Source organism: Rheinheimera texasensis DSM 17496 (assembly GCF_000711985.1).
Taxonomy (GTDB): Bacteria; Pseudomonadota; Gammaproteobacteria; order Enterobacterales; family Alteromonadaceae; genus Pararheinheimera; species Pararheinheimera texasensis.
This window is the reverse complement of the sequence record NZ_KL544005.1, coordinates 773,341-798,264: the sequence shown is the minus strand read 5'-3', so window position 1 is coordinate 798,264 and position 24,924 is coordinate 773,341. Positions and strand designations below refer to the sequence as shown.

General features: G+C 54.4%; 24 protein-coding genes. 6 read left to right on the top strand and 18 right to left on the bottom strand.

Annotation, left to right across the window (positions count from 1 at the left end; genetic code table 11):
* Positions 1-24 precede the first annotated feature (24 nt).
* The 10 genes from Q399_RS0114045 to Q399_RS0114000 all read right to left on the bottom strand — a co-directional run bounded on the left by Q399_RS0114045 (position 25) and on the right by Q399_RS0114000 (position 10,074).
* Entirely contained in the window at positions 25-762 is a 738-nt protein-coding gene (locus Q399_RS0114045) for a LytR/AlgR family response regulator transcription factor (RefSeq protein WP_031569451.1), read from the bottom strand.
* Entirely contained in the window at positions 737-1,951 is a 1,215-nt protein-coding gene (locus Q399_RS21665) for a sensor histidine kinase (protein ID WP_051686006.1), read from the bottom strand. The genes Q399_RS0114045 and Q399_RS21665 overlap by 26 nt, the downstream gene beginning before the upstream one ends.
* Before the next feature lie 31 nt (positions 1,952-1,982).
* The gene (locus tag Q399_RS0114035; protein ID WP_051686005.1) at positions 1,983-3,218 is read right to left on the bottom strand and encodes an ABC transporter permease; all 1,236 of its coding nucleotides are present in this window, start codon (positions 3,216-3,218) and stop codon (positions 1,983-1,985) included.
* A gap of 35 nt (positions 3,219-3,253) precedes the next feature.
* On the bottom strand, positions 3,254-3,994 hold the full coding sequence (locus Q399_RS0114030) for an ABC transporter ATP-binding protein (RefSeq protein ID WP_245612893.1): 741 nt from the start codon (positions 3,992-3,994) through the stop codon (positions 3,254-3,256).
* Positions 3,991-5,223, bottom strand: a complete 1,233-nt coding sequence (locus tag Q399_RS0114025) for an efflux RND transporter periplasmic adaptor subunit (protein ID WP_051686004.1) — start codon at positions 5,221-5,223, stop codon at positions 3,991-3,993. The genes Q399_RS0114030 and Q399_RS0114025 overlap by 4 nt, the downstream gene beginning before the upstream one ends.
* A 10-nt stretch (positions 5,224-5,233) precedes the next feature.
* A complete protein-coding gene (locus Q399_RS0114020) occupies positions 5,234-5,980 on the bottom strand; it encodes a YIP1 family protein (protein WP_031569440.1) in 747 nt (248 codons plus the stop codon).
* A gap of 155 nt (positions 5,981-6,135) precedes the next feature.
* Positions 6,136-7,044 (bottom strand): SMP-30/gluconolactonase/LRE family protein, encoded by a 909-nt coding sequence (locus Q399_RS0114015; RefSeq protein WP_031569438.1) that lies wholly within the window; start codon positions 7,042-7,044, stop codon positions 6,136-6,138.
* Between the two features lie 35 nt (positions 7,045-7,079).
* Positions 7,080-8,600 carry an FAD-binding oxidoreductase gene (locus tag Q399_RS0114010; protein WP_084164346.1) on the bottom strand — a complete coding sequence of 507 codons (1,521 nt, stop codon included), beginning with the start codon at positions 8,598-8,600 and terminating at the stop codon, positions 7,080-7,082.
* Positions 8,601-8,766: 166 nt separating this feature from the next.
* Positions 8,767-9,111, bottom strand: a complete 345-nt coding sequence (locus Q399_RS0114005) for a flagellar biosynthesis regulator FlaF (protein WP_031569434.1) — start codon at positions 9,109-9,111, stop codon at positions 8,767-8,769.
* A 99-nt stretch (positions 9,112-9,210) separates the two neighbouring features.
* Positions 9,211-10,074 carry a hypothetical protein gene (locus Q399_RS0114000; protein ID WP_031569433.1) on the bottom strand — a complete coding sequence of 288 codons (864 nt, stop codon included), beginning with the start codon at positions 10,072-10,074 and terminating at the stop codon, positions 9,211-9,213.
* A gap of 260 nt (positions 10,075-10,334) precedes the next feature.
* On the opposite strand from Q399_RS0114000, the gene Q399_RS0113995 reads away from it, so the two are divergent.
* On the top strand, positions 10,335-12,014 hold the full coding sequence (locus Q399_RS0113995) for a GGDEF domain-containing response regulator (protein ID WP_031569432.1): 1,680 nt from the start codon (positions 10,335-10,337) through the stop codon (positions 12,012-12,014).
* Between the two features lie 29 nt (positions 12,015-12,043).
* Here the strand turns inward: Q399_RS0113995 and atcC are convergent, their stop codons facing one another.
* From atcC to Q399_RS0113960, 7 genes are all read right to left on the bottom strand, one after another.
* A complete protein-coding gene (gene atcC / locus Q399_RS0113990) occupies positions 12,044-12,940 on the bottom strand; it encodes a cold adaptation protein AtcC (RefSeq protein WP_031569430.1) in 897 nt (298 codons plus the stop codon).
* A 10-nt stretch (positions 12,941-12,950) separates the two neighbouring features.
* A complete protein-coding gene (gene atcB / locus Q399_RS0113985) occupies positions 12,951-13,712 on the bottom strand; it encodes a cold adaptation protein AtcB (protein WP_031569428.1) in 762 nt (253 codons plus the stop codon).
* The gene (gene atcA / locus Q399_RS0113980) at positions 13,712-14,290 is read right to left on the bottom strand and encodes a cold adaptation protein AtcA (RefSeq protein ID WP_031569427.1); all 579 of its coding nucleotides are present in this window, start codon (positions 14,288-14,290) and stop codon (positions 13,712-13,714) included. Before atcA ends, atcB begins: the two co-directional genes overlap by 1 nt.
* 7 nt (positions 14,291-14,297) lie before the next feature.
* A complete protein-coding gene (gene atcJ / locus Q399_RS0113975) occupies positions 14,298-14,579 on the bottom strand; it encodes a cold adaptation protein ActJcold adaptation protein ActJ (protein ID WP_031569426.1) in 282 nt (93 codons plus the stop codon).
* Positions 14,580-14,728: 149 nt separating this feature from the next.
* The gene (locus Q399_RS0113970) at positions 14,729-16,531 is read right to left on the bottom strand and encodes an amidohydrolase family protein (protein WP_051686003.1); all 1,803 of its coding nucleotides are present in this window, start codon (positions 16,529-16,531) and stop codon (positions 14,729-14,731) included.
* Between the two features lie 14 nt (positions 16,532-16,545).
* Entirely contained in the window at positions 16,546-17,313 is a 768-nt protein-coding gene (locus Q399_RS0113965; RefSeq protein WP_031569424.1) for an ABC transporter permease, read from the bottom strand.
* Positions 17,310-18,224 carry an ABC transporter ATP-binding protein gene (locus Q399_RS0113960; protein ID WP_031569423.1) on the bottom strand — a complete coding sequence of 305 codons (915 nt, stop codon included), beginning with the start codon at positions 18,222-18,224 and terminating at the stop codon, positions 17,310-17,312. The genes Q399_RS0113965 and Q399_RS0113960 overlap by 4 nt, the downstream gene beginning before the upstream one ends.
* Before the next feature lie 232 nt (positions 18,225-18,456).
* Between Q399_RS0113960 and Q399_RS0113955 the strand changes: the two genes are divergently transcribed.
* Positions 18,457-19,524, top strand: coding sequence for an alkene reductase (locus Q399_RS0113955; RefSeq protein ID WP_031569422.1), 1,068 nt, complete (start codon positions 18,457-18,459; stop codon positions 19,522-19,524).
* Between the two features lie 156 nt (positions 19,525-19,680).
* Entirely contained in the window at positions 19,681-20,376 is a 696-nt protein-coding gene (locus Q399_RS0113950; protein ID WP_031569421.1) for a 2OG-Fe(II) oxygenase, read from the top strand.
* A 28-nt stretch (positions 20,377-20,404) separates the two neighbouring features.
* Here the strand turns inward: Q399_RS0113950 and Q399_RS0113945 are convergent, their stop codons facing one another.
* Positions 20,405-20,863 carry a GNAT family N-acetyltransferase gene (locus Q399_RS0113945; protein WP_245612892.1) on the bottom strand — a complete coding sequence of 153 codons (459 nt, stop codon included), beginning with the start codon at positions 20,861-20,863 and terminating at the stop codon, positions 20,405-20,407.
* Positions 20,864-21,098: 235 nt separating this feature from the next.
* Between Q399_RS0113945 and Q399_RS0113940 the strand changes: the two genes are divergently transcribed.
* The 3 genes from Q399_RS0113940 (at position 21,099) to Q399_RS21660 (ending at position 24,916) form a co-directional block, all read left to right on the top strand.
* The gene (locus Q399_RS0113940; RefSeq protein ID WP_031569419.1) at positions 21,099-23,114 is read left to right on the top strand and encodes a PhoX family protein; all 2,016 of its coding nucleotides are present in this window, start codon (positions 21,099-21,101) and stop codon (positions 23,112-23,114) included.
* 195 nt (positions 23,115-23,309) lie between these two features.
* Entirely contained in the window at positions 23,310-24,518 is a 1,209-nt protein-coding gene (locus Q399_RS0113935; RefSeq protein ID WP_031569418.1) for an alpha/beta fold hydrolase, read from the top strand.
* A 92-nt stretch (positions 24,519-24,610) separates the two neighbouring features.
* Positions 24,611-24,916 carry a hypothetical protein gene (locus tag Q399_RS21660; RefSeq protein ID WP_051686002.1) on the top strand — a complete coding sequence of 102 codons (306 nt, stop codon included), beginning with the start codon at positions 24,611-24,613 and terminating at the stop codon, positions 24,914-24,916.
* Positions 24,917-24,924: the final 8 nt, after the last annotated feature.

Below are 24,924 nucleotides of genomic sequence, written 5' to 3'. Positions count from 1 at the left end.
CATCGCTGATGTCAAACACCCCGCCTAAAACCCGCCAAACAAGGTTTTAAGCTGTTGCACCTGGCGGCGGCTGACGTCGATTTGTTGGCCGTCTTGTAAAATCGCCAGCATGCTGCCGGCGGCGACACCGGGTTCTAATGCGGTGATGGCGCTGATACGGATAATGTCGGCGCGGCTGGCTTTAAAAAACTGCTGCGGGTCGAGCCGTTGTTCGATGCGCGACAGCGAACTTAATACAAAACTTTTGCCGTATGGCGTGTAGACCGCGCTGTGATTGCCAACCGATTCAAAGCGGCAAATATCACTTAACCGCACAATGCGGCTGTTTTCGCCGAATTTCAGCAATAAACCGTGGCTGTCTGGCAGATAGTTCTGGCTTTGCTGTTCCGAAACGACCGCGTTGCCAGCTGCAGCAGCCGGCAAGCGGCTTAAGCTTTGCGCCAGTCGTTGCGGCACTATGGGCTTGACCAGATAATCCAGCGCATTGAGCGCAAAGGCGTCCAGCGCATAGCTGTCAAAAGCGGTGCAGAACACAAAAAACAGGTTGGGCCTGAGCTCTGCCGCCAGTTCCAGCCCGCTGCTGCCCGGCATTTGAATATCCAGAAACACTAAAGCGATGTCGGGCTGCGTGGCCAGAATGTCGCGCGCGCTGTCGGCGCTGTCTGCCTCGGCGACAATCTCGATGTCGGGATGGGCTTGCAGCAAACGTTTGAGTTCGCTGCGCGCCAGGCGCTCGTCATCGACGATCAGGGTTTTCCACATGATGAAGCTCCATTTCAGTGGCGGTGGTGTGGGAAGTTGAATCTGCAGGTTGTTCCAGCGGGCCAGCTTCCAGCTCGATAGTGACCTGATACTGCTCCAGCTGTGGTTCGATATGCAAATGATGCCGGCCTGGTAATAATGCCAGACGCTGGCGCAGGTTTTTCAGGCCAGTGCGGGTACCGTGCGTACTGCTCAGACCCGCGCTGGTGTTACCAACAATCAGCTGCCAGCCAGCGGCGACCGGGCGGCTTTTAATCCAGAGCCGACCGCCTTGCGGCAGCGGCGCAATGCCATGTTTAATCGCGTTTTCCACCAGCGTCAGCAGGCTTAATGTGGGGAGTTTTTGCTGCCACAGCTGCTCATCAAACTGCAGGTCCAGTTGCAGGCGTCGCTCCAGCCGCACTTGCTCAATCTGCAGGTACTGCGAAGTGATTTGCCATTCGTCGGCGAGCGTGGATAACGGTTTCAAATGCGCCTGCAAATGGAAGCGGAACAGTTCCGACAACTGCGTCACAGTGGCGGCGGCTTTGTCCTGATCTTCATAAATCAGGGCGCGGATGCTGTTCAGCGCATTAAATAAAAAGTGCGGATTGAGCTGATTGGTCAGTTGCTGTAGCTGTGCCTGATGCATTTGTTTTTGCATCTGACGTTTACTGACCAAAGTGCCCCAGAACACATAAGCCAACGCCCAGAGCCAAAACAGCACGGCCTGATTAAAACCGCCAATCAATTGCAGGATCGGCAGCCCGATTTGCAGCTGCATTTCTTCGCCATTAGCTTTTTGCACCGACATGTTGCGAAAATCCAGCTCTTTCAGCGGCGTTAAATCAGCCAGATTCAACGATATAAACATCAACAACTGCCCCAGCAGCAGGGTGTACAACAAAAAGCCGAATAAATTACTGCCATACCGGCCTTGTGGAAGTAGTTCGAGTTTCAGATATGGCCGAATGAGGAAATGGCAAAATAGCGCCATCAGGCTGGTGTCAATTGCACCGCGCAGCGTTGCTAACAAATAGGTGTCGAAGTTTGGTGATTTAAACATCACGCTGATCGACAGCATATAAAACACCAGATATACCAGATAACAGGCGAGACTGGCCCAGATATAAGCCGGTGAGCAGTGAAAACTGATGCGCCACCAGCGCTGCAGGCGAGCTTGCCAGCCACGAGTTGCTAATTCGGACATCTGGGTTCCTGTTCTGATAAATTTCAACGGCTTATTCATACCGCAGCGCATCAATAGGTGCAAGTCTGGCAGCCTTCACCGCCGGCATCAGGCCAAATACCACGCCGATAAAAGTGGTAAAGCCCAGCGATAACAACACCGCCCACAGCGGTACCATGGCATCTGCGAGGCCCGGAATTAACGCACCAAGCAAAGCTGCGACGCCATAACCGAGCAACAAACCAAGCAAACCACCAAATAAACTCAGCAGCACGGCTTCGAGTAAAAACTGCAGCAAAATCACCTGCGGTGTCGCGCCCAGCGCTTTGACGATGCCGATTTCGCGGGTGCGTTCTGTCACCGACACCAGCATGATATTCATCACGCCAATGCCACCGACCAGCAAACTGATGCCAACCACACCAGCTGCCACCAGCGTGACGGAATTCAGTACTTGGTTAAACTGGCTTTTCATTTTCTCGGCGGTGATAAATTCAAAAGGGTCGGCCGCATCGCTGGCGAGGCCGCGTTTGGTGCGAAGCACGTTGCGGATTTGCTGCTGCAGCAGCTGTTCATCGACGCCGGCTTTGGCGCGATAGCTGATTTCAACCTGCAACTGGTCCGGGCCATTCAGCGCTTTAGCGGTCTGAAATGGCGTGATGATGTAGTTGTCCTGGTCAAACCCAAACAGGCTGCCGCGTTTTTCGCCGACACCGATAATGCGGAACCAGTCGCCGGAGATCAGCACAAATTCGCCGACCGGATTGGCCGGCAGCTGCAGTTTGTTAATCAGTGATGGGCCGATAAACGCCACCCGGCGGCGGCGTTCGTCATCCTGCGGCAGGATAAAGCGGCCGAGCTGCGGGTAAATCCGAATCACATGCTGGTAATTCGGCGCCGCGCCAATCAGCTGGCTTTGGCTGCTGCTGCGGCCATAACTGACACTGAGCCCCATACTAAAAGCCGGCATCGCTACAGTGATTTGCTCAAAGTCGCTGATTTTATTCAATAAGGCGTCGTAATCACTGTCGGTGAGTTTATTGCGAAAACCCAGCAGTTCCTGGTCCGGCGTGGTAAATGCGCGCAGGGTGGTCATATCAGAACCTAAATCATCGAGCTGGCCGCGAATACCGGCGCTTAAGCCCTGCATAATGGCGACCACGCTAATGACAGCCGCCACACCGATAATAATACCGAGCGTGGTCAGGCCGCTGCGCAGTAAATGCAGCCGGATCGATAACACCGCACTTTGCGCGCACTGACTGAACATTTGCCAGAAAGCTAACATTTTCAACTCCTTGTCCGTTCTTTAGCGCTGAGTGTTTAAACCGCGAGTGCGCTGTGGCCTTGCAGCTGTTGCCGGTCCGCCACAATCCGGCCATCCACTAACCGCACCACGCGGCGGCAATGGTCGGCGATATCCTGTTCATGGGTCACCAGAATAATGGTCTGACCCTGCGCGTGTAATTCATCAAACAGCGCCATAATGCTGGCGGTGGTTTTGCTGTCGAGGTTGCCGGTCGGCTCGTCACCAAGCAGCACGGCCGGCTCTGTCACCAAAGCCCGTGCTATGGCCACGCGCTGGCGCTGCCCGCCGGAGAGCTGACTCGGCAGATGCTGCGCTTTGTCGGCAAGGCCAACCCGCTCCAGCACTGCTATGGCGCGGCTGAGTCGCTCAGTTTTGCTCATCACCCGGTACAAAAGTGGCTGCATCACATTTTGCAGCGCGGTTAGGCGCGGTAATAAGTTAAAGCTTTGAAAAATAAAACCAATCTGCTGATTTCTGACCTGTGCTAACGCAGTTTCATCCAGGCTCGCCACCGGCTGACCACAGAGCAGATAATCGCCTTGATCCGGCGTGTCGAGACAACCCAGCATATTCAGCAGCGTCGATTTGCCAGAGCCGCTGGGGCCAATCAGTGCGACATAATCATTGCGCTCGACTTTGAGCTGAATATCAGCCAGCGCTGTGAAGGTTTCGCCGGCCATTTCATAGTGTTTACTGATGCCGCGCAGTTCAATGACTGGCGGTTCAGTTACAGGCGGAATTGCGGCCGTCATCATGGTTTGGCTCCCGTAGTTGGCGGGTCAAACCGTACTTTGGCACCTTCCTTCAGACTGGCAAAAATCCGTGCCGGCCCGGTGATCACCTGTTCAGTGCCAGTCAGCCCCTGGCTGATTTGCTGCGCCGTGTCGGTGGCAAGGCCCACTTCCACTGTTTGCGGATAAGCCCGGCCGTCCCGAACCAGCCAGACCTGCCGGCTGTTGTTGCTGGCAGTCACACTTTTTTCTGCCGAAGTTGCTGGCGTAGCTTGCAGCGCCGACACTGGCACCGACCAGACCTGCGACAGCGCTGCGGTTTGCAGTTCAGCGCGACAGCTCATGCCCGGATAAAGCGCTTCTTCAGCATTTTCCAGCAACACTTTGACCTTAAAAGCCAGAGCCTGACTCTGACCAAGCTGACGGGCGCTGCTGCTGATGCTTTGCACTTTGCCATCAAGCGCCTGATCTGGTGCTGCTGCGGCAAATACTTTCACCTGCTGACCGACAAACACGCTGTGCACATCGGCTTCATCCAGCCGCAATTCGGCCAGTAATGCGCTGGTGTCAGCGATGGTCATCAGGTCGCTGCCCATCATCTGCGCGCTGCCCGGGATCACGGTTTCGCCGGCTTTGACATCCACCGCGACGATTACGCCGCCGATGGGCGAGCGCAGTTCGGTTTTTGCCAGTAAATCCGCCGCTTGTTTTTCCGCGGCGAGGCTTTGTGCCAGTTGTTGCTCTGCGGCTTGTTGCTGCAATAACGCCAGCTGCTTTTCGCTTTGCAAATTATCCAGCAACTCCTGCTGGATCAGGCCTTTGCTCGCCAGCTGCTGCTGGCGTTTTAACTGCCGTTCGACGTTTTTCAATCTGGTGTTCGCCATCTGAATGTCGGTGCGGGCCCGTGCGGTCTGGGCGCGGGCCTGCTCCAGACTGGCACTGTAGCTTTGCGGGTCGAGCTGTAGCAGCAGTTGACCGGCCTCGACTTTGTCGCCTTCCTGCACAAACACCGCATCGACTCTGGCCATCAGTTCTGAGCGCAGGGCGACCTGGGTGCGGTACACCAGATTGCCGGACGCCAGAATGCTGTCAGTCAAATCACCTTTGGTCACGGCGCTGACCTGTACATCCAGCGCCTGGGTTTGTTTACGGTACGTTGTGACACCGGCAATTGTTGCCAGAATCACCGCAGCGATCAGCAGCCGGCGCCAGGGCGTGGTTGCTGCTGTCGCAGAAACAGTCGGTTCATTCATATAAATGTCCTCAGGCCACCAGAGCCCACAGACCAAAAATCAGCAGCACTGGCGTACCCACCACGATAGCTGCACGCTTTGCACTGAATGCTGCTGCGCTTTGCAGGCCGGCGAATAAAATCCACAGTTGCCAGACTAAAAACACGTTGATGCTTTCGGCCCAGGTATACAGCGCATGGCCGACCGGTAAATCCAGCACCAGTTGATTGAGGGAGGCGTAGTTCACCAGCATCAGTGGCTGGTCCGGGCTGTCAGAGAGCAGCACCAGCACGGCAAGGCCAAGGATATTGAGCAGCGCCGGCAACTGGCTCCAGACCACTAACGCAAACCACTGGCCATAATTCAGCGCTTTTTGCAGGGTGCCGGTCAGCAGCAGATAACCGGCACAAATCGCGACAAAGGCCACACTGCCCACCGCCACAGACACTGCACCGATGATCGGCGTCGCACCGGCCATACCGGCCATCGCCGCGCGGATTTGTTCGGTTTCGGCCGGGGTCAATTCACCGGCATGTAAGATTTGTTGCTCGACCAGCCAGGCCGGGCTCATGCCGGCATAAAACCAATAGATGATGGCTGTCGTCAGCAACACCTGAATAGCCAGCAGCCACAGATGGCGGCCGGATTGCTGCGGCACTGTCGCCATCGCTGCGGATGGGTTTAATAAAGTATTCAGGATTTGGCTGAAAAAGCCGGGTGTTGCGATATTTGCCGATGTAGTTGCTGCGGTTGGCGTGCTGATTACCGGGTCTGTCATCTCAGTCTTCCTTGTTATGGTTCACAAAGTGGAGTTACTGAGTGCAGAGTAAAATGAGCGGAAGCAACAGGTGATAAAGATGTGAAGTTCGGCATTGCAGCGTGACAAAAGGCAACAATGCCGGATAAAAGGCTGTTGAGATTTATTGTGGCAAATCAGCGCAACGCAATCTTTTCGATGCTGCCATCCCGTTGCATAGTGACATACAACCAGTGTTCGTCCGGTGACAGTGCGACATTGGTTGGGAACTTGCCGCTGAGTGTAAATTCTTTTAATACAACGCCTTGCGGGTTTAGTTTCAGCACAGTGCCTTTGCCATAACGGGCGATATACAGATTGCCCTGACTATCACAGCGCATGCCGTCGAGGCCAAAATCGGCAAATTCGATCAGCAGCTTTTTCGCGCCAGGTTCCAGCTGGTCATTGAGCGGGTAGGCCCAGACTTGACGCTGCGCGCTTTCATTGACATAAAGCCAGCGCTGGTCCGGGCTGACTTCCACGCCATTGCTGGTGCCGGTCTGGTCAATCAACCGCGCTTTGCCGTCGGCACTGATGCGCCACAGCTGGCCTGTGCGGTTTTTCCAGTCCGGATCGCTGGCGAAAATCACACCCGCTTCGGTTAGGGCTAAATCATTGGGCTGATGCATCCGCGGTTCAAACACAAAGGAAGTTAAGGTGCCGCCGGCGTAGCGCCAGATCTGATGGCCGGTATAGTCGGCAATCCACATCACGCCGTTTGCGTCGATTTGAATGCCATTGCCCGTGCTGCCGGTTGGTAAACGTAAGTACAGACTGGCTTTGCCGTCCGGCGTAACTTTGCCGATGCTGCCTTTGTGCTCATCGCCGGGGCCGCCAAAATTCACTGCATACAGATTGCCGGCGCTGTCGGTGTCCGGGCCTTCCACTTCAGCGTGAAAAGTGCCGGCCGGCACAAAGATCTGGCTGTCGGTGGCACTGGCTTCGCTGTTACTGATGCTGTTGGCGGCTGTAGCCAGTGGAGCGGGGGGGTTGCTGCAGGCGCTCAACAGCAGGACAAGTAACGCGGTGTTCAGTTTGTTTTGCACAGATTAACCCCATAAAAGTGTTAAAAAATCACAAATCAGACTTTAATCCCTTGCGGCTGGCGGAACAAGCTTTGTGGGTCGTAGCGTCGTTTAATCTGCTGCAGCCGGGCATAATGGCTGGCGTAATAGGCCTTGGCCGGGTGTTTCATCAGCGCATCGGTATAGTTCAGATAAGCGCCGCCACTACTCCAGCGTCGCATCTGATACCGCATCTGATGGCACCAGTCGGCACTTTGCGCTAGCAGTGATTCCGGGCTGTGTTCGGGATGAATGGTCAGATACTGTGCACTGAACAGCGCCTGACGGTGGGCAAAGGCGTTGAAATCACCCGGTTTGTCAGCGATAGCGCCGCCCATTAGTGTCAGCAGTACAGCGCCGGTCTGATTCTGACTGGCGCGACGGCGCAGCGCGGTCAACAAAGTACGGCAACCGGCCTGATCCATCGCTTTGTAAAACATGTCAGAACTGCCGGCCATTGCCACTCGTTTGAGCTGGCCGGCTTCATGTTGGGTCGGTAACTTACATTGGTTGGTGTCGAGGCCTCTGCAGTCGCTCAGCATAAAATCCAGATACTGGTGGTCTTGCATATCGACTTCACCCCACAAACTGCTGAGGCGGTTTTCCAGCTGTTGCCAGGCGGTTGTGACATCAGCCTGATGGCCAATACCACAGCAACGGATTTGAATTTCCGGCGCTTTTTTGCTGTTGCCGTTGACCCAAATCGCCAGCTGGGTCCAGACCGTATCCGGCAGTTGGGCCGCCCAGCGTTGCCATTCCTGCAGTACCAGCTCGCCATCTTTCAGTGGGTAACGGCCGATGTAGTTGCGTACCGGCGCGCTGGCAAAAGTCTGCATTTTCAGTTGGGTTAAAATACCAAACTGGCCACCACCACCGCCGCGTATCGCCCAGAACAAATCGCTGTTTTCGCTATTGTTACAGCGGCGGATCTCACCGTCAGCGGTGACGATTTCAGCTTCCAACAAAGCGTCGCAGGTCAGGCCGTATAGCCTGTCGGCAATGCCAAGACCACCGCCTTGTACCAGTCCGGCAATACCAACACCAGCGCAGCTGCCGGCGGGAATGGAGCGTTGCCATTGGCCAAGGGCAGCATAAACATTGCCCAGTGTCGCGCCGGCGCCGATGCTGGCGATGTCCTGGCTCAGGCTGATTTGGTTCATGGCGCCGAGATCAATTAACACGCCGGAGGTGGACGATAAACCGGTATAACTATGGCCTCCGCTGCGGATGGTAAATGGCAGCGCAAAGCGGGCGATAAAACGCACCAGTTGCTGCACATCCAGGCTGCTGGCCGGCCGGGCTATCAGTGCCGGGATTTTATGGTCATAACGGCTGTTGGCGGCGCGACCGCGCCATTGGAATTCAGCGTGCTGCGAAAATAGTAATTCACCTTGTAACTGTTGCTGCAGCGTCAGCCAGTCTTCGGCAGAGGGCTGCGGTGCGACAGACTGGATTTGTGGCAGCGGCTGACTACAGCCGCTGAGTGCGGATAGTGCCGGCACGGCACTGCATAAGCCTAAAAATTGACGTCGTAACAATTGCAGGAAGCCTCAGAAAAAACCATAACATCGCGGTTGGGGGATTAGGGCTTCTGACCCCCGGCTGACCCTTTGGGTTCAATTTACCGGGTCTGGCGTGCCGGGCCAAGTGGCAAATCGATGGGGTGACTCTGTGGGCGGTTCAGCGACGCGCTATGCAGTGAGATCAGCTCGTCAGGCCTGTCACCAGCTCCTGGCTGATTTGTAACACCAGCGGTAAATCGGCCTCAGCCGGGTCTTGTTGTAGTTCGTTCAGCACGGTTTCGGCCAGTTGCAGCAGGCTTTGTTTTAACGCTTGCGGATAGGGATGCTGTTCATCCAGCATCAGGCCGCGGATCGTCACCCAAACCAGTCGGCAGTCACCACAGACCTGATTGAGGGCAAAGGCGTCGTGGCTGTCCATCGCGCGTTCCAGCGCAAAACAGATTTGCGCCAGCACCTGTGCATCGAGCTGTTTACTCTGGGGCGTTAGTTGACGGGTTTGTTGATAGAGTTGTATGGCTTTGTTCATGGGAACACTTCTTATGCGTTTGTACCGGACGGGAATGGGGACCGGTCAACCAGTGCAGCAGGCCACCCGACCGCTGCACCTCAGGTGGGCTGATTGTGTTTAGCTGAATAACGCCGACAGTGAATTGACGTTTTTATTGCCGCTGTTTTGTGACAAGCCGCCAAACTGTGATTTGATTTGCTCACGCGCCTGTTTGGCCTGTTCCAGCGCCTGGCTGCGTTTTTCTTCTTCATCCGCCGACAAAGTCCGGCTGTTGCCACTTTTTGCGCTTTCCAGCCGCTGCGCTGCTTTGGCGGCCAGACTGGCGGTTTCCAGGCGTTTGCTGACGTCGGCGTCGGCTTTTTTCAGCCGTGCTGTGGTGTCCTGGGTAGCCTTTTCGGCATTGGCCAGTGAACCTGCTTTTTTATCATCGCCGCTGAGCAGTGCTTTGGCTTCGGCTGCTGAACCAATTTTTTCAGGCAGGCCCAGTGCTTTGGCGGATTTGCTGCTGGCAACTTCCAGTTCGCCACCGCGGGTATTGGTCGAAACCGTCTGGTTTTTGCTGTCGGTTAACAAATTGGTTTTGCTGGTATTATTGCCTGAACCGGATTTGACTGTGGCTTTGTCCTGGCTGGCGATGATGCTGTCGCGGGCTTTGGTGTAGTCTGCCTGCAGTTTTTCCCGATCTTTGCCGGTGATTTTGTCGTCAGCTAATTTGGTGGCGATTTCGCGGACTTGTTTGAGCTGGCCATCAATTTCTTTATTGGCGGTGCTGGCGGCGCCAATGGCAGTTTTGCTGTTGGCCAGGCTTTGTTGCACTGCGGTGTAGCGTTCGGCGTCAGTGCTGCGGGTGGTTTTGGTACCACTGTTTTCCGTGGGGCTGGTCTTCGCCTGAGTCGCCTGCGTGGCTGATGTCGCGGAGGTATTCGTGCTTTGTTGCGTCTGGCTGATGGCCTGAGAACTGCCGGAAATTGCGCTGACCATGCTGGTCTCCTGCTGATGGCGAAAAACCTTTTGAGTGTATCAAAGCTTTGTTGGTTTTTCAGCCAGTGGCGGCAAAAAGTTGCCGTAATGGCGTCACCGCCGTGAGTCCGCTCGCGACTATGGGTTCTGCACAGCATGCTGCTGATATCGCTATGGTTGACGCTGTCGCTTAAGTCTTTCACACTGACTGATAAGCTAAAAAGTGAGGCGCAGCATTGCATCAGGCTGCGTCAATCAGAATGCCGGCCGGATAAAGTTTTATGTCAGATGAGTTAAAGGCCAAAATTGCGCAGCTGTCACAGCAATATCGTGTGCGGTTGCCGCAGCAATTCAGCCAGATTATGGATATTTTTCGGAAGCTGCAGCTACGCTGGAGCAGTTACGGCAACCATGAGCTGGTCAATCGGCTGCATGTGATGAAAGGTTCAGGCGGGACTTTTGGTTTGCCACAAGTCTCTGATGCAGCAGCTGATTTTCTGAATATTTTGCAGCAGGAGGCAGCCGATGCCCCGCGTTTTGCCGCTGCTCAGGTCAAACTGCAGCTGGCGATACTGCAACTGGAGCAGGCCATTGCATTGAGTCTGGAACCGTTAACTGCCGGCGGAGCAGTCAGCGCCGCAACGCCTGCGACGACTACCCCCATTTCGACACCACATATTACCGTGAGCATGCCCCCGCAACGCGCACTGGTCGACCGTGTGCTGCTGTTAGAAGATAGCGAAAGTCATGGTTATGTATTGAAAACCAATTTGTCCGAGTTCGGTTTCGCTGTGGATTGGGTGAAAACCTTCAGCGAAGCCGAACAATATCTGCTGGCGCAAACCCCGGTGATTGCCATCATCGATTTAAATTTGCCGGATAGCACGCGTCAGCAGGTGTTTGAGCTGGTCAGTGTCTTGCACCGGCTCGGCAGCAAAGCCATTATCATGACCAGCGAAAACAACTTTGCAGTGCGGATGCTGGCGGTGAGGCATCAGGCGGCGGCGTTTTTTAATAAACCACCAAAAATCAATGAGTTGGTAGCAAAAATCCGCTATTTGCTCGACCTGGAAAACGAAAGACCCTATCGCATCCTGATGGTCGACGATCAGGAGCCGGTGCTGAATTATTACAAAGTGCTGCTGGAACACGACGGTTTTGAATTTCGTGGCGTAATGCACCCGGCCGATTTGCTTCAGGCGCTGGATGCTTTTAATCCGGATTTGTTTATCCTTGATTACCACCTGCCGGATTATAACGGCGCTGAACTCGGGCGCATGCTGCGCCAGATCCCGCAATATGAAGCTGTGCCTATTCTGTTTATGACAGCCGAGCAAAGCAGCCTGATCAAAGATGATTTGGTCGAGCTTGGCTCTGACGATGTGATCCCAAAAAATATCAGCAGCGACTCGTTACTGGCACAACTCAATGCCCGGGTCCGGCGTGGTCGCCAGCTGCGCCAGCTGATGAAGCAGGACAGTCTGACCCGTCTGCATAACCATGGTTATATTCAGGAACTGGCTCAGCAGTTGTTTGTGCTGGCCGGCCGTAAACAACAACATTGCAGTTTGATTATGCTGGATATCGACGAATTTAAGTCGGTGAATGACCGTTTCGGCCATGCGGTGGGCGACCGGGTGATTGTGTCGTTGTCACAACTGTTACAGCAGCGGCTGCGCAAAAGTGACGCTATCGGCCGTTATGGCGGCGAAGAGTTTTTAGTGCTGATGCCAGATACTGAGCCAACGGCCGCGTTGCAGGTGATGCAGCAGATCCTGACGCAGTTTGGCCAGATTGCTTTTAGCGAAGATAAGCAGATGTTTTCGGTCACTTTTAGTGCCGGTGTGGCCGGCAGCAATGATTTCAGTTCTGCGCAGGCGGCACTGGATGCGGCAGATAAAACCTTATATCTGGCCAAAACAACCGGCCGTAATCAGGTGTTGCTGGCGCCGAAGCCCTGAGTGCGGTTTGTGCACTCAGAGCGTCGGTTTTACATCTCAATATATTGCGGCCAGCCTAACAGCGGGTTTTGCATGCCTTGTTTATGTTCAAAGGCATCCAGCTGTTCCGGCGAGGCCTGTGCCAGCGCTTTTTCGCGGTATTTCACTGCAAACTGCAGCGTTTTCAACATGGCGGGTGCAAAGTTCTGCCCAATATCGGCGCGGATAGCGTCGGCAATACCGGCAGGTAATTCGGCCAGCGCCGCTTCGGTCTGCAGTTGCAGATAATCGGTGCTGAACCAGCGCTCTTGCATCTCGGTCTGGCGGATGCGTTGTTTCAGGTCTTGTTTGACTTTGCCATGGCCGCAAATGACGCGGTAAATCACCACTTCGGCCAGCATGCCTTCGAGATTAAAATGCTCAAAAGGGTCTACTTGTGTTTGCTGAAAAAACTGTTGTTTCAGCAGGTGAATGGCATTGCGGCGGTTTGATTCGAGCAGCGCCTGCTGATACAGCTGCCAGCCGTGCCATTCTTCGGCGTCCGGCGGGCTGGAGATATCACTGAGCAGTTGCTCATCAACATCGCCATACAGCGATTTACGGTTTTGCTGTTTCGGGCTCACTGTCACCAGCATGCTCCAGCCTTTCTGGAACGGTTTCATCACACCGTCCGCACCTTGCAATAACCCCAGTGCGCGTTGCAGATCATGGCCGGATAATTCGGCAAGGCCAAGGCTCACTACACCGACCACATCGTGCGCCGCTTGCTCCAGCAAATGCATTTTGTATTTGTTGTAAAACTTGTCAGCGAACTTCAGGCTCATCAACACCGCTTTGCTTTTCAGCGCAGCCATATCGGCAGCAGATAATAACTGTTGCTCCTTGCCAAAGTTCAGCACTTTGCTCAGAAACGGGCCTTGTGCCTGATCACGTACGACTAATTGCATCCGGCAGTCCTTAATCGAGGAAACTGAACATTTCGTCTACTTCAGCGTATTCGTCGCTGCCCTGGTTCTTCTCTTTGGCCTGCATCACCAGTTCAGTGGCAAACTTGCTGATAATGCCTTCCCAACCGGAATTTTCGTTCCGCACTAAGGCTTTAATCGACTGTTCGACTTGTGGTGTCAGCTGTCGGATCAACGCCAGCAAACTGCGTGGGTCGTCAAAACCCAGGCCGTGCACTTCTTCGTTCAGATGACGTTCGGTGTAGCTGACAGCTTCTTCCAGGTCCTGCTCTTCTTCATGCAGGATATCCTGATAAAAGTCTTCATCTTCAACCACTTCGCCGCGATATAGTTCAATAAACGGAATCGACAGATAAAACAGGCCGGCCGGATCTTCGGCGATACATTCGAGGATCTCGGCTTGTTTTTCTTCGGTGTCCTGCGTACGAATGAGGTAGGTCAGGAAATCAAAAGTGTGCTGTTTCAGCTCTTCGGCGTTGTTTTTGATTTTCTCTTCCCAGTACAGCGGCTGTTGGCAAACGATGTCGCGGATTTTTTCCGGTGTCATCAGCTCAGAAATAATCGAAGGGAAGGAGATATCGTGCTGGCTGTTGATTTGTGTCAGCGTAACAATATCAATCTGTTCAATGACTTCGACCAGCTGCTCGTCAGACATTTCATTGGCAATCAGCTCAAATTTTTTGCTGGCCTGTTTCGGTTCGACAATGGCCAGCTCTTTGATCTCGGCCACAGTAATTTCAATCAGTTGATTCATCAGCGGCCTTCTCCTTTAAAGCGGATATCGTCAAAGGCATCATCGTAGCCTTCTTCGTCTTCATCATCGTCGTCTCTGCCGTTGTAATCGTCTTCGGCTTCGTCACGCATCTCGTCGTCATCTTCGTCGTAAGATGGTTCGTCGTCGTGATCTTCGCTGCTGGCGCTTCGGCTGCGTGCCGGCGCTTTGCCTTGTTGTTCCAGCAGATACAACACCGCGCAGGACTCAATCAGCAGCGTTTCGGAATAATCACGCACGGTTTTTACCAGCGGCAGGTCGGCGTTATTAAAAGCCACTGTGACCTTAAATTCGTCCCAGGCCGGCAGCGTCGCGGTCTGGATCCACTTGGCCCATTTTAATTTGGCTTCTTTGCTGAATTTGACCCGGCCATAGAGTGCAACCGGCAGATATTCCGGCACCGATTCGAGCATTTCCGGGTCGGCCTGTAAAATCGCTTTGATTTTGCCGCAGAACTGTTCCAGCGCTTTGGGGGTGTCCGGGTCGTTATAAGAATCGATGTTCTCATAAGCATCAGTTTTTAACTGATTGATTTTTTGAATATTCAGTTTCTTCGTCATAACGTCCTCAATAGAACTGGTCCCACAGCTCTTTCATCGCTGCGGCGGGGTCTGTGACAATGACATTGTTAAAATCTTTGATAAAAGCCGCTTTGGCTTTAGGGTCAGACAGTACTTCATACGACTGTTTGACCTGATGCAGCGTCTGCGCGGCCGCTGCTTTTTCGTCTTCCGACAAGCCTAGTAGCTTGTCCGGATGGTATTTATTCGACAGCCGTTTATAGGCTTTTTTAATTTCATCTTCGCTGGCGCTGGCTTTGACGCCTAACACACGGAAATGGTTGATCATAATTCGCCTTACTCGAGCGCTGAACATCAGGCATGGCCGGCTATGATAGCAGAATTCGGCGCCCGGCGAGGGGGTCGCCAAGCGCGGAGCATAAACTTTTCCGGCCCCGGCTGACAGCTTCACTGACATCGGCCGGGCTGGTGAGGGTTTTACTGCTCGCTGTTGCTCAGCAAACTGACTTCCGCCAGTTCCAGCACAAAGTCCTGCGCTTGCGGGGTAGGGCTGGCGCTCCAGACCAGCATACTGAGCCGGCTTGCGTCTATGCCGGTCAGTTGCGACAGCGGGATCTGTACAGCTCGCCAGTCTGCGGTGACATCGAAGGTCAGTTCGGCCGGACGTTGATTGCCCTCACTGAAGGCGAGCAAACGATAAGTACCGATGCTGCCACGAACCTGAAACTGCAAAGTGCTGATGGCACTGAAATCAAGGCCTTGCTGATAATCGGCTGCTGCACTCCAGGCCACACCGGCCCATGGATAGGCTAAGCCCGGCACCAACTTGCCGTCGACCCGCAAACTGGCTGGTGATTGTTGCGGCTGCAGGGTCAGGCTGGCGCTGGATTTGCCTTGCATCATCTGGTCACTGCTGGCGGCAAAAGCCGCGCCTTGCAAAGGCTTGTCACTGCGGCTGAAATCAGCCAAAGCACCGGCTTTAACGGCTGGGCGCTGTGGCGGATTGCGGCTGAGTGTCACCAGCTGGCCATTTTTATAGATGCGGGCAGACAACAAATCAGCGGGTTGATTCAGTGCAGGCAGCAGCAGAAAGTCAGCCCGATAGCCGACCGCAATCTGGCCGCGCTGCGGCAAAGCAAAGGCTTGGGCCGGTATTGCTGTGGCGCAGGAAAGTGCCTCGAAGAAACTCAAGCCGGCTTCCTGCAACAGTGTCAGTTCCAACAGCATGCTGAGGCCATGATAAGTCCCGGCATTGGGCGCGTCAGTGCCGGCCAGTAGCCGGACGCCGGCCTGATGCATGGCGCGGGTATTCTCAATCAGGTTCTGATATAAAGCGGCCGGAATACGCGGGTTGCGGCTGGTACCGAGGGCGGCACGGGCGGCCATTGGCAAATCCAGCGCGGTGTTATCAAGCAGCACCTGCCGTGCTGTCATGCCACGCACTGCCGCCTCGTAGACCGTCATGGTCGGGATCACAAACACATCGCGGCTTTTCAGTGCCTGCAATAAAGCGTCGCTGATACGTGAATCAAAAAAGCTATGGACCAGACCATCAGCGCCGGCCTCCACTGCGTCTAAAGCAGAAGCCTGTTCAGCAATATGCACTACGGCTTTGAGTTGTTGCCGGTGCGCGGCAGATATCACTGCCTGCAAGCTCTCGCGGCTAATCGACGGCATACTTTTATAAATCGCCCGCTCGGACTGATAAACAATTTTAATAACATCAGAGCCTTCTGCTTTTCTGGCAGCGACAAAAGCTTCGGCTTCTTCGGGCGAATGCAGTACTGGGATCTGCATGCCATATTCAGTGCCATGGCCTTTGGGGGCTGTGACCAGCGTGCCGGCGCTCCACAGGTCAGACTGCTGTGCCTGATGAATATTGTCGCGACTGGATTTCAATTGCGGTAACTGCGCGGCGGCACTGAATAAATCAATAGCACTGGTCACGCCAAAGCTCAGTTGTTGCTGCTGGGCGTTACCCCAGCTGTGCACATGGGCATCAATAAGCCCCGGCATCAGCCACTGCGGGCTGCCGTCAGGGTTTCTGCTGTCGATCACAACTGCGTCCGGATCTGGTCGCTGTGCACTGATGCTGTGGATCAACCCATGCCTCACTTCGATGTATTGCGGCTCGGGCAGCTGTTGCTTGCCATCAAACACCCGGACAGGTCCCAGCACAAAGCTGTTCTGCACCGGTTGCGGCTCAGGCAACAGCAGGAAAAAGGTGCTAAGGATTGCGATGCCGGCCAAGCCCAGCCAGCTGTTTTTACTGAGTTTCATCTGCAATGCTCCGCTTAGCGTCGTTCATGGCTTTGGGCCTGAAACCGGCGGGCAGCCAGCCACAGCAGCACCAGGCTGTACAAGGCTAAAACCGCCACATTGACCCACCAGGGTTCGCCGCGATCTTTGCCAATCACCGCATACCCGAGTTGCCCCAGATGATAGCTCGGCAACACCAGCGCCAGCTGTTGCAGGGCTGTTGGCAACAGTTGCAGCGGTAACCAGAGGCCGCCCAAAAACGCTAACGGCAGATAAATCAGGTTGATAGTCGCTGGCGCTGATTTGGCTGACAGGGTTAAGCCAAGCGTGAGGCCCAGCAGGCAAAACGGGATAGTGCCCAGCAATAAAACCAGCGCCAGAGATAGCCATTGGCTGGTGTAAAGCCGTACCCCGGCAATTGCTCCCGCGCAGACAAACAACAACAAAATAATCAGCAGTGCCAGCAGCAGGCAGGACAGGGTTTTGCCAAATAACCAGCTGCCAATCGGCGCCGGCGAGATTTGTTTCAGCGTCAGCCAGCCTTGTGCCCGTTCTGTTGCCACATTGGCGCCAAAGTTAAACAGTGCCGGCCCCATCACGCCAAACGCGGCATAAGACACCAGCAGATATTCCGCATGCTGACCTTTGGATAACACCACGCCAAACAGCAGGTAAAACAGCACCGGAAAGGCCAGGCATGGCAGGATAAAACCCGGGGTCCGCCATAAGGTTTTTAAATCCATTTCCGCTTCGGTTTTATACAGCGCCACGCGCTGCGACAAACTTAACCAGGGACTGTTCATTGTTGTGTCTCCGCTGTGGTTTGAGTGAGTTGTAAAAAGGCTTGTTCCAAACTGGCGGCGCTGACCGTTAAATCACAAAGCTGCGGGTCTTGTTGCAGCAATTGCCGTAAACAGTTTTCTACCTGACTGCTGCTGATCTGCACTTGTTGTCCGGCCAAAGCCACGACGTTGCTGACGCCGGGTAACTGTTGCAGAGCGGCCAGCGGCAGGCTGCTGTGACAGCGGATCTGGCGCTGATTCAAACCGGCTTTCAGGGCGCTCGGGCTGGTGTCGGCTATAAACTGGCCGTCTTTGAGCAGCAGAATGCGGTCGGCCAGCGCATCGGCTTCTTCGAGGTAATGGGTGGTCAACAAGATACAGAGTCCTTCAGCCCGGGCTGCGCGGATTAACTGCCAGAAGCGCTGGCGCGCCTGTACATCCATGCCGACAGTGGGTTCATCAAGGAACAGAATTTTTGGCTGGCCCAACAACGCCAGTGCCAACAGCAGGGACTGCCGCTGACCGCCGGATAAACTGCTGCAGCGCTGTTGTAAAAAGCCCTGCAGGCCAAAACGTTCTATCAGGGTCTGCAGATCGAGCGGTGCCGGATAATAAGCGCTAAACAGGCGCAACTGCTCGAGCACTGTGAGCTGACCCGGCAGGCTGGCTTGTTGCAGCATCACGCCGAGCTGACCGCTTAGCTGTGGATCGCGCCGGATTTGTGCCGGTGCCTGACCGAGGATTTTAATCTCGCCTTGTTGCTGGCTGAGTAATCCCAGCATTAGCTGGATCAACGTGGTTTTGCCGGCACCGTTTGCACCCAGTACCGCAATAATTTCACCGCCGGACATGTCGGCACTGAGTTGGCGCAACACCGGCGTGTTGCCATAGCTGTGGCAAAGCTTATGGATGCGGATAAGGGGTTCGCTCATCTGGATAACTCCTGTCTGGTAGATGCGGTTATTGTGCGGATGCAGCAAACACTGAGACAGGGCGGAGCGTCATCAGCCTGGCGTGACATTTGTCACTACTGATCAAAAAAGTCAGCAGCGACGTACTTGAAAAAGCACACTTGCGCCTTTATGTACCATTCGGTAAGTTAATGAGGCCGCCTGCAACCACGCAGCATCGATTGCCACCACGCATCTGAACTAAGGAAACAACATGAGTGATTTATTCAGCCCGGTGAAACTGGGCGCGTTAGAACTGCAAAACCGCATTCTTATGGCACCGCTGACCCGTTGCCGCGCCGATGCTGACCACGTGCCAACGCCGATCATGGCGGATTATTATGCCCAGCGCGCCAGCGCCGGTTTGATCATCGCCGAAGCGACCATGGTGGCTGAGGGCAATTCTGCGTTTTGGCGTGAACCTGGTATTTATTCAGCGGCGCAGATCCAGGCCTGGAAGCAGGTCACAGATGCGGTACACGCCAAAGGCGGCAAAATTGTGCTGCAAATTTGGCATGGTGGACGTGCTTGTCATCCGGCGCTGAATAACGGTAATACGCCGGTATCCTCTGCTGCTGTTGCCATCGACGATACAGTACATACGCCAGAGGGCAAGTTGCCATACACAGTGCCAAGGGTGCTGGCAGACGAGGAAATCCCCGGCATTATTGCCCAGTTCCGTCAGGCGGCGATTAATGCAAAAGAAGCCGGTTTTGATGGCGTCGAAGTGCATGGTGCGAACGGTTATCTGCTGGACCAGTTCCTGCGCGATGGCGTCAATACCCGCAGTGGCCGTTATGGTGGCTCGCTGGAAAACCGCAGCCGTCTGCTGCTCGAAGTGGTACAGGCCGTCGTAGAAGTCTGGGGCTCAGACCGCGTTGGTGTGCGCATTTCGCCATTAAACAGCTACAACAGCATGATCGATTCAGATCCTGTGGCGTTAACCCGCCATGTCGCTGCGGCGTTAAGCCCGTTGAATCTGGCCTATTTGCACCTGATGCGGGCCGATTTCTTCGGTGTGCAGCAAGGTGATGTGGTGACGGCTGCGCGCGAGGCTTATCAGGGCAATTTGATCGGCAATATGGGTTACCAGAAAGCCGAAGCCGGGCAAGCGCTGCAGACTGGTCAGCTGCAAGCGGTGGCAGTCGGCGCGGCCTTTATTGCCAATCCGGATTTGGTTGAGCGCTGGCAAAACGACTGGCCATTAACGGCGCCGGATCAAAGTACTTTCTATACTCAGGATGCCAAGGGCTACAGCGATTATCCGGCTTATCAGGGCTGAATTCGTTTTTAGCGCTTTGCAACAGCAACGGCGGTTTGATACCGCCGTAGTTTTGCCTGCTGTAAATGAATTGCAAATTTTCCGCACGCAGCGCTTCTCAGCAGCAGGTCAGATGCTTTATCTTGCAGACAGACCTTGCCAGCTGAACTGACTCCGATGACTGATTTTATAGAGATCTACGACGACGCGTTAAGCCCTGAACTCTGTCAGGCCATTATCAACACTTTTGAGCAAAGCCCGCACCGCACGCCGGGCCGCACCGGTGGTGGCGTTGACCCCAGCAAAAAAATCAGTACCGACTTGTACCTGAACGACCACGCTGAGTATCAGGCGTTGTTGCAGCAAATCATTGCAGTCACCGGCCATTATGCTGAACAGTATTTCCGCAAATATCATTTTGCGCTGATTGCGCCTGTGGCTTTAACCATTCAGCACCCTGTGACCGGCGAACCAGTCAATCTGACCCATGAAAACTATGCTGAGCTCGGTGAAGCGCGCGCCGGCGACTATATGCGCCTGCTATACCGGCTGGGGCCGATCCAGGCACAGAAATATGACGCCGGTAAAGGCAACTACAACTATTGGCACTGTGAGGTCTATCCGCAGGCGCCACTGAACGAACCACTGCACCGCACGCTGCTGTTTATGTTTTATCTCAACGATGTCGCAGAAGGCGGCCAGACTGATTTTTATTATCAGCAAAAATCGATTCAGCCTAAAGCCGGCCGGATGGTCATAGCGCCGGCTTACTTCACTCATACCCATCGTGGTTGTGTGCCGGTGTCGAATGACAAATACATCCTGACCAGCTGGATTTTGCTGCAGCGCGCCGAGCATTTGTACGCGCAGTAAGCAGGAGATATTGACGAGCGGCAGGCGGTTAACCCGCCGGCCGGATCATCTTCAGGTGCGGAATATCGTCTTCCAGGTAAGGTTCGCTGGCTGCTGCGAACCCCATGCTTTCATAAAACCGCTGCAGGTAACATTGCGCGGAAATATACAAGTCCAACTGCGGCCATTGTTCACTGGCGACCGCAATTGCTTTTGCTACCAGCAGCTCACCGAGGCCTAAACGCCGGGCTGTTTGCGCGACACAAACCCGACCCACTGCCGGGTGGTCCGGATAACTGACGCCCGGTGGTAATACACGGGTGTAGCCCAGAATTTTATCCTGTTTTTTCAACAGAATATGTAGCACGCCCGGTTGTAAATCTTTGCCATCCAGTTCAGGGTACGGGCAGTTTTGCTCGACGACAAAAACATCAACCCGCAGCTGTAACATGTTGTACAGCGTCAGGCTGTCTAACTGTTCAAAAGGTACAATTTGCCATTCCATCATCGGTGTTACGGACCTCAGTTTGTGCGCAAAGATGGCTGCACTATACCAGAGCAATGCAGCACTGTGTCAGCCTCTCAATACGCAACTTTTGTCTGATGCATCCGGCACATAAATGGGGTTGTCATACAAATGTCGACGGGATGTCGCAAAACTGTCGATGAAACGTCACGGCGCTGACATCTGTGAAAGCTCTAATACCGGCGGAACTTTTTGAACCTTCACTGCCGGAGCGCTCATGTATAACAAGCAGCAAAACAATAAGTTAGATTTCGATAACAGCGGCATCGATCCGCAGACCAATTTCTCGGACAACCCGACGTTCAGCGACATCGTCGCGACCCGTCGTGGCTTTTTAAAAGGTGGCATTGCCGCAGCTGTGGCCACAGTATTTGGCGGCACTCTGGCCGGCTGCAACAGTGACACCAAAGCACCGCTGGTGTTACCGGAAGCGGTGAAACCAGAACCAGCACCGGTGCTGCTGAATTTTACCGCCATTCCGACCAATCGCTTCGACAAAGTGACAGTGCCGCAAGGCTATACCGCCCGCGCCTTTTTACCGATGGGCACGCCACTGACCGGCAGCTATCCGGCTTACAAAGAAGGCGGCCTGAATACCGGCGCAGAGATGGAACAACAAGTCGGCGCACACCATGACGGTATGCATTTCTTCCCGTTGGATGCCCGCACTGAAGGCAAAAACAGCAACGAAGGTGTGTTGGTGTTTAACCACGAGTACTGTGAACCGGCCACGCTGCATCAAAACGGTCCAACCGGCGCTCCGCGCCCGGCCGATGAAGTGCGCAAAGAAGTGGCTGCGCACGGTGTCACTGTGGCGCATATCAAAAAAGACGCCAGCGGCCAGTTCCAGCTGGTACAGGGCAGCCCGCTGAACCGCCGTATCACCGGCGCGACGCCGATGGAAATTTCAGGCCCAGCACGTGGTGATTTGAAAATGATCACGAAATACAGCCCGGACGGCACCCGCACCCGCGGTACTTTAAATAACTGCGGCAATGGCTACACGCCATGGGGCACTTATTTAACCGCCGAAGAGAACTGGGCCGGTTATTTTATGAATGCTGATGCGGCACAGCCACGTGAACATAAACGTTATGGTGTTGGTACTAAAAACGGCCGTTACAGCTGGGAAACTGCTGATTCAGGTGCTGATCAGTATCTGCGTTTTAATGCCTCCACCATCGCGACAGACGCCAACCGCGACTACCGCAACGAACCAAACACCTTCGGCTGGATTGTCGAAATCGACCCGTTTAACCCCGACAGCGTGCCACAAAAACGCACAGCGCTGGGCCGCTTTGGTCACGAAGGCGTGGTGTTTGCGCCTGTGGTCGAAGGCCAGCCGGTGGTGTTTTACTCCGGTGACGATTCGACTTTTGAATATATCTACAAATATGTCTCCAAAGCGCCTTATTACAAAGCCACCGCCGGCGGCCACCTGCTGAACGAAGGCACGCTGTATGTCGCTAAATTTAATGCCGACGGCAGCGGTGAATGGCTGGCGCTGGACTTTAACTCGGAGAAATTCCGCGCTGCTGCACTGGCGAAAAATGTCGAGTTTGTCAGCCAGGCGGACGTGCTGATCAATACCCGTTTAGCGGCGGACGTGGTTGGCGCCACCAAGATGGACAGACCGGAGTGGGGCGCTGTGCACCCAACGACCGGTGAAGTGTATTTCACCCTGACCAACAACACGGCGCGTACTGCGGCACAAGTGGATAACGCCAATCCGCGTGCCAATAACGCCACCGGCCATATCATCCGCTGGCGTGAGCGGCAGCAGCCACAAGCGCTGGCATTTGATTGGGATATCTTCTTGCTGGCGGGTGACGTCGGCACGGAAACACCGGGCACCAGCCTGAAACTGAGTGCTGACAATCATTTGGCGAGCCCGGACGGCCTGGCCTTTGATCAGAACGGTTTACTCTGGATCCAGACCGATATGAGCGGTTCGCAGCAAGCTTCAGGCCCATATGGTAACAACCAAATGGTGGTGGCAGACAGCAAAACCCGCCAGATCAAACGTTTCCTGGTTGGCCCTGTTGACTGTGAAGTCACCGGTATCAGCTTTACACCGGATATGAAGACGATGTTTGTCAATATTCAGCATCCGGGCGACCGCTCGACGGTGACCAAACTGACCTCAACCTGGCCAGCCAACGACGCTACCAGCCGGCCACGTTCAGGTACTGTGATTGTCACCAAAGACGACGGCGGCGTGATTGGTTCTTAAGTCAGACTGCACTACTGCGAGAACTATGAACGGCTGCTGAAAAGCAGCCGTTTTTTCTGTCTGAGGGCTCAAATAAAACCTGGCGGAACTGCTGAACAGTGCTACCTGCCAGCCCTGGTTTTGCCGTATAATCTGCTGGTTTTTTCTGCGCACCCGCGCAGTTGTGTTTGTCCTGCCAGAGCGTGTTGTGATTAATTGAAAAAAGTCCTGTTCCGTATCGCTATTTCTAAATTGCTGCTGGTTGCGGTGTTATTGCTGTCGCTGGCGCTTAGTTATATACCGGATCAGCCTTATCATGTGCCCGGCGCGGACATCGCGCAGCAAAACTTCCATGTCATTGAATTTAATGACGAAGGACAGCCACATAATCCGGCGCAGCTGGCTGGTTTAAAAGCGCGCATCAGCCAAAGCAGTGGCAAACCTGAACTGCTGATTTTTATCCACGGCTGGCATCACAGCGCCAAACCCGATGACGAAAACTTCATTGCTTTCCAGCAGTTTTATCAGCAAATGGCCCAGTCCGACGCCCAGCGAAATCTGATCGGCCTTTACATCGGCTGGCGCGGTGACAAATTCGACCCGCTGTGGCTGGATGGTTCCACCGACGCCAGCAGTCAGGTTGAAGCCTTAGATTTCCCGACAATTTTTCAGCGTAAATCAGTCGCGCGGCGCATCGGCAAAACCGGTTTTTCCGCATTATTGGACGAGCTGGACGGATTAGTCAGCGCTGGCCAGTTGCAGCGTTACACTGTGCTCGGTCACAGCTTGGGCGGGGCTGTCGCGCTGCATGGCAGCAAAGACCGCATCAGCAAAGCAATTAAAGCCGGAGAAGATAATCCGAATTTATTTATTCTGTTAAACCCGGCCGTGCGCGCCAGCGAATACCGGCCAATGGACGAGCTGCTCAGTGTCGACCGGCAAAAACCGGCGATGGTGGTACTGCAATCCAAAGGCGACTACGCGTTAAAAGAAGCCTGGAGTTGGCTGCGGGACGGCGAACGGGTAATGGGGAATTCCTGGGCTATTACTCACGATATTGATCGCTGCGTGCGCGGCGATTGTTCAATACCGCTGAATATTCCGAAAGCGCTGGCTGAACATGACGCAACACCGGGCTGTATGATGACCCTGGATAAATCCGGCTGGAAAATCCGCGCCCGGCTGCAAGCCCGGCGCACTGTCCAAAGCTGCGGTGACGCCAATATGCAGGCGGTCTGGGTGCTGGCGGTTTCCGACGACATCATCAGCGGCCACAACGGCATTCTGACGCCTGACCACGCTGTGGCGCTGTCCGAAATCATGGCGAAAATCGATTTACACCGCAACCAGTTGCCAGTGGTGCAGCGCCAGCTGGAACAGGCTGAACAGCAAGCAGAAGCTCTGTTGACAGAGGCGGCTCCTTAATTGCGCTGGTTGCTTTCACAGATTGAATGTGTTGCTCATTTTCGTTAACCTCTTACAGTGATTTTGGCAACAACATAACAACAAGGATGCTGATGAATTCTCTTGGTTTTCAAACTTTCCCAACCTCGCTGATGTTTTTTTTCGTGCTGGCGATGGCGATATTAAATCTGGTATTTGCTGTCGGCGTATTTCAGGCAGCCCGGCGTGGCCAACAAGATGGCAGTCGTTGCTGGCTGGTACCGCCCAGATATTGGGCGTTAGGCACGTTAATTCTCGGGCCGTTTTTTGCGGCGGTATATTGGGCTATCCACCATTCCGCTTTTGGCGGATTTGACCAAAGCGGCCTGGCTGAAGTCCGGCAGCGTCGGCAACAAGTCTCTGAACAGGCTGTGGAATAAGCCACGGT

What these genes read in the sequence shown, in the direction of transcription:
- Q399_RS0114045 (WP_031569451.1), bottom strand. Translation starts at nt 762, where the DNA reads ATGTGGAAAACCCTGATCGTCGATGACGAGCGCCTGGCGCGCAGCGAA.
- Q399_RS21665 (WP_051686006.1), bottom strand. Translation starts at nt 1,951, where the DNA reads ATGTCCGAATTAGCAACTCGTGGCTGGCAAGCTCGCCTGCAGCGCTGG.
- Q399_RS0114035 (WP_051686005.1), bottom strand. Translation starts at nt 3,218, where the DNA reads ATGTTAGCTTTCTGGCAAATGTTCAGTCAGTGCGCGCAAAGTGCGGTG.
- Q399_RS0114030 (WP_245612893.1), bottom strand. Translation starts at nt 3,994, where the DNA reads ATGATGACGGCCGCAATTCCGCCTGTAACTGAACCGCCAGTCATTGAA.
- Q399_RS0114025 (WP_051686004.1), bottom strand. Translation starts at nt 5,223, where the DNA reads ATGAATGAACCGACTGTTTCTGCGACAGCAGCAACCACGCCCTGGCGC.
- Q399_RS0114020 (WP_031569440.1), bottom strand. Translation starts at nt 5,980, where the DNA reads ATGACAGACCCGGTAATCAGCACGCCAACCGCAGCAACTACATCGGCA.
- Q399_RS0114005 (WP_031569434.1), bottom strand. Translation starts at nt 9,111, where the DNA reads ATGAACAAAGCCATACAACTCTATCAACAAACCCGTCAACTAACGCCC.
- Q399_RS0114000 (WP_031569433.1), bottom strand. Translation starts at nt 10,074, where the DNA reads ATGGTCAGCGCAATTTCCGGCAGTTCTCAGGCCATCAGCCAGACGCAA.
- Q399_RS0113995 (WP_031569432.1), top strand. Translation starts at nt 10,335, where the DNA reads ATGTCAGATGAGTTAAAGGCCAAAATTGCGCAGCTGTCACAGCAATAT.
- atcC (WP_031569430.1), bottom strand. Translation starts at nt 12,940, where the DNA reads ATGCAATTAGTCGTACGTGATCAGGCACAAGGCCCGTTTCTGAGCAAA.
- atcB (WP_031569428.1), bottom strand. Translation starts at nt 13,712, where the DNA reads ATGAATCAACTGATTGAAATTACTGTGGCCGAGATCAAAGAGCTGGCC.
- atcA (WP_031569427.1), bottom strand. Translation starts at nt 14,290, where the DNA reads ATGACGAAGAAACTGAATATTCAAAAAATCAATCAGTTAAAAACTGAT.
- atcJ (WP_031569426.1), bottom strand. Translation starts at nt 14,579, where the DNA reads ATGATCAACCATTTCCGTGTGTTAGGCGTCAAAGCCAGCGCCAGCGAA.
- Q399_RS0113970 (WP_051686003.1), bottom strand. Translation starts at nt 16,531, where the DNA reads ATGAAACTCAGTAAAAACAGCTGGCTGGGCTTGGCCGGCATCGCAATC.
- Q399_RS0113965 (WP_031569424.1), bottom strand. Translation starts at nt 17,313, where the DNA reads ATGAACAGTCCCTGGTTAAGTTTGTCGCAGCGCGTGGCGCTGTATAAA.
- Q399_RS0113960 (WP_031569423.1), bottom strand. Translation starts at nt 18,224, where the DNA reads ATGAGCGAACCCCTTATCCGCATCCATAAGCTTTGCCACAGCTATGGC.
- Q399_RS0113955 (WP_031569422.1), top strand. Translation starts at nt 18,457, where the DNA reads ATGAGTGATTTATTCAGCCCGGTGAAACTGGGCGCGTTAGAACTGCAA.
- Q399_RS0113950 (WP_031569421.1), top strand. Translation starts at nt 19,681, where the DNA reads ATGACTGATTTTATAGAGATCTACGACGACGCGTTAAGCCCTGAACTC.
- Q399_RS0113945 (WP_245612892.1), bottom strand. Translation starts at nt 20,863, where the DNA reads ATGATGGAATGGCAAATTGTACCTTTTGAACAGTTAGACAGCCTGACG.
- Q399_RS0113940 (WP_031569419.1), top strand. Translation starts at nt 21,099, where the DNA reads ATGTATAACAAGCAGCAAAACAATAAGTTAGATTTCGATAACAGCGGC.
- Q399_RS21660 (WP_051686002.1), top strand. Translation starts at nt 24,611, where the DNA reads ATGAATTCTCTTGGTTTTCAAACTTTCCCAACCTCGCTGATGTTTTTT.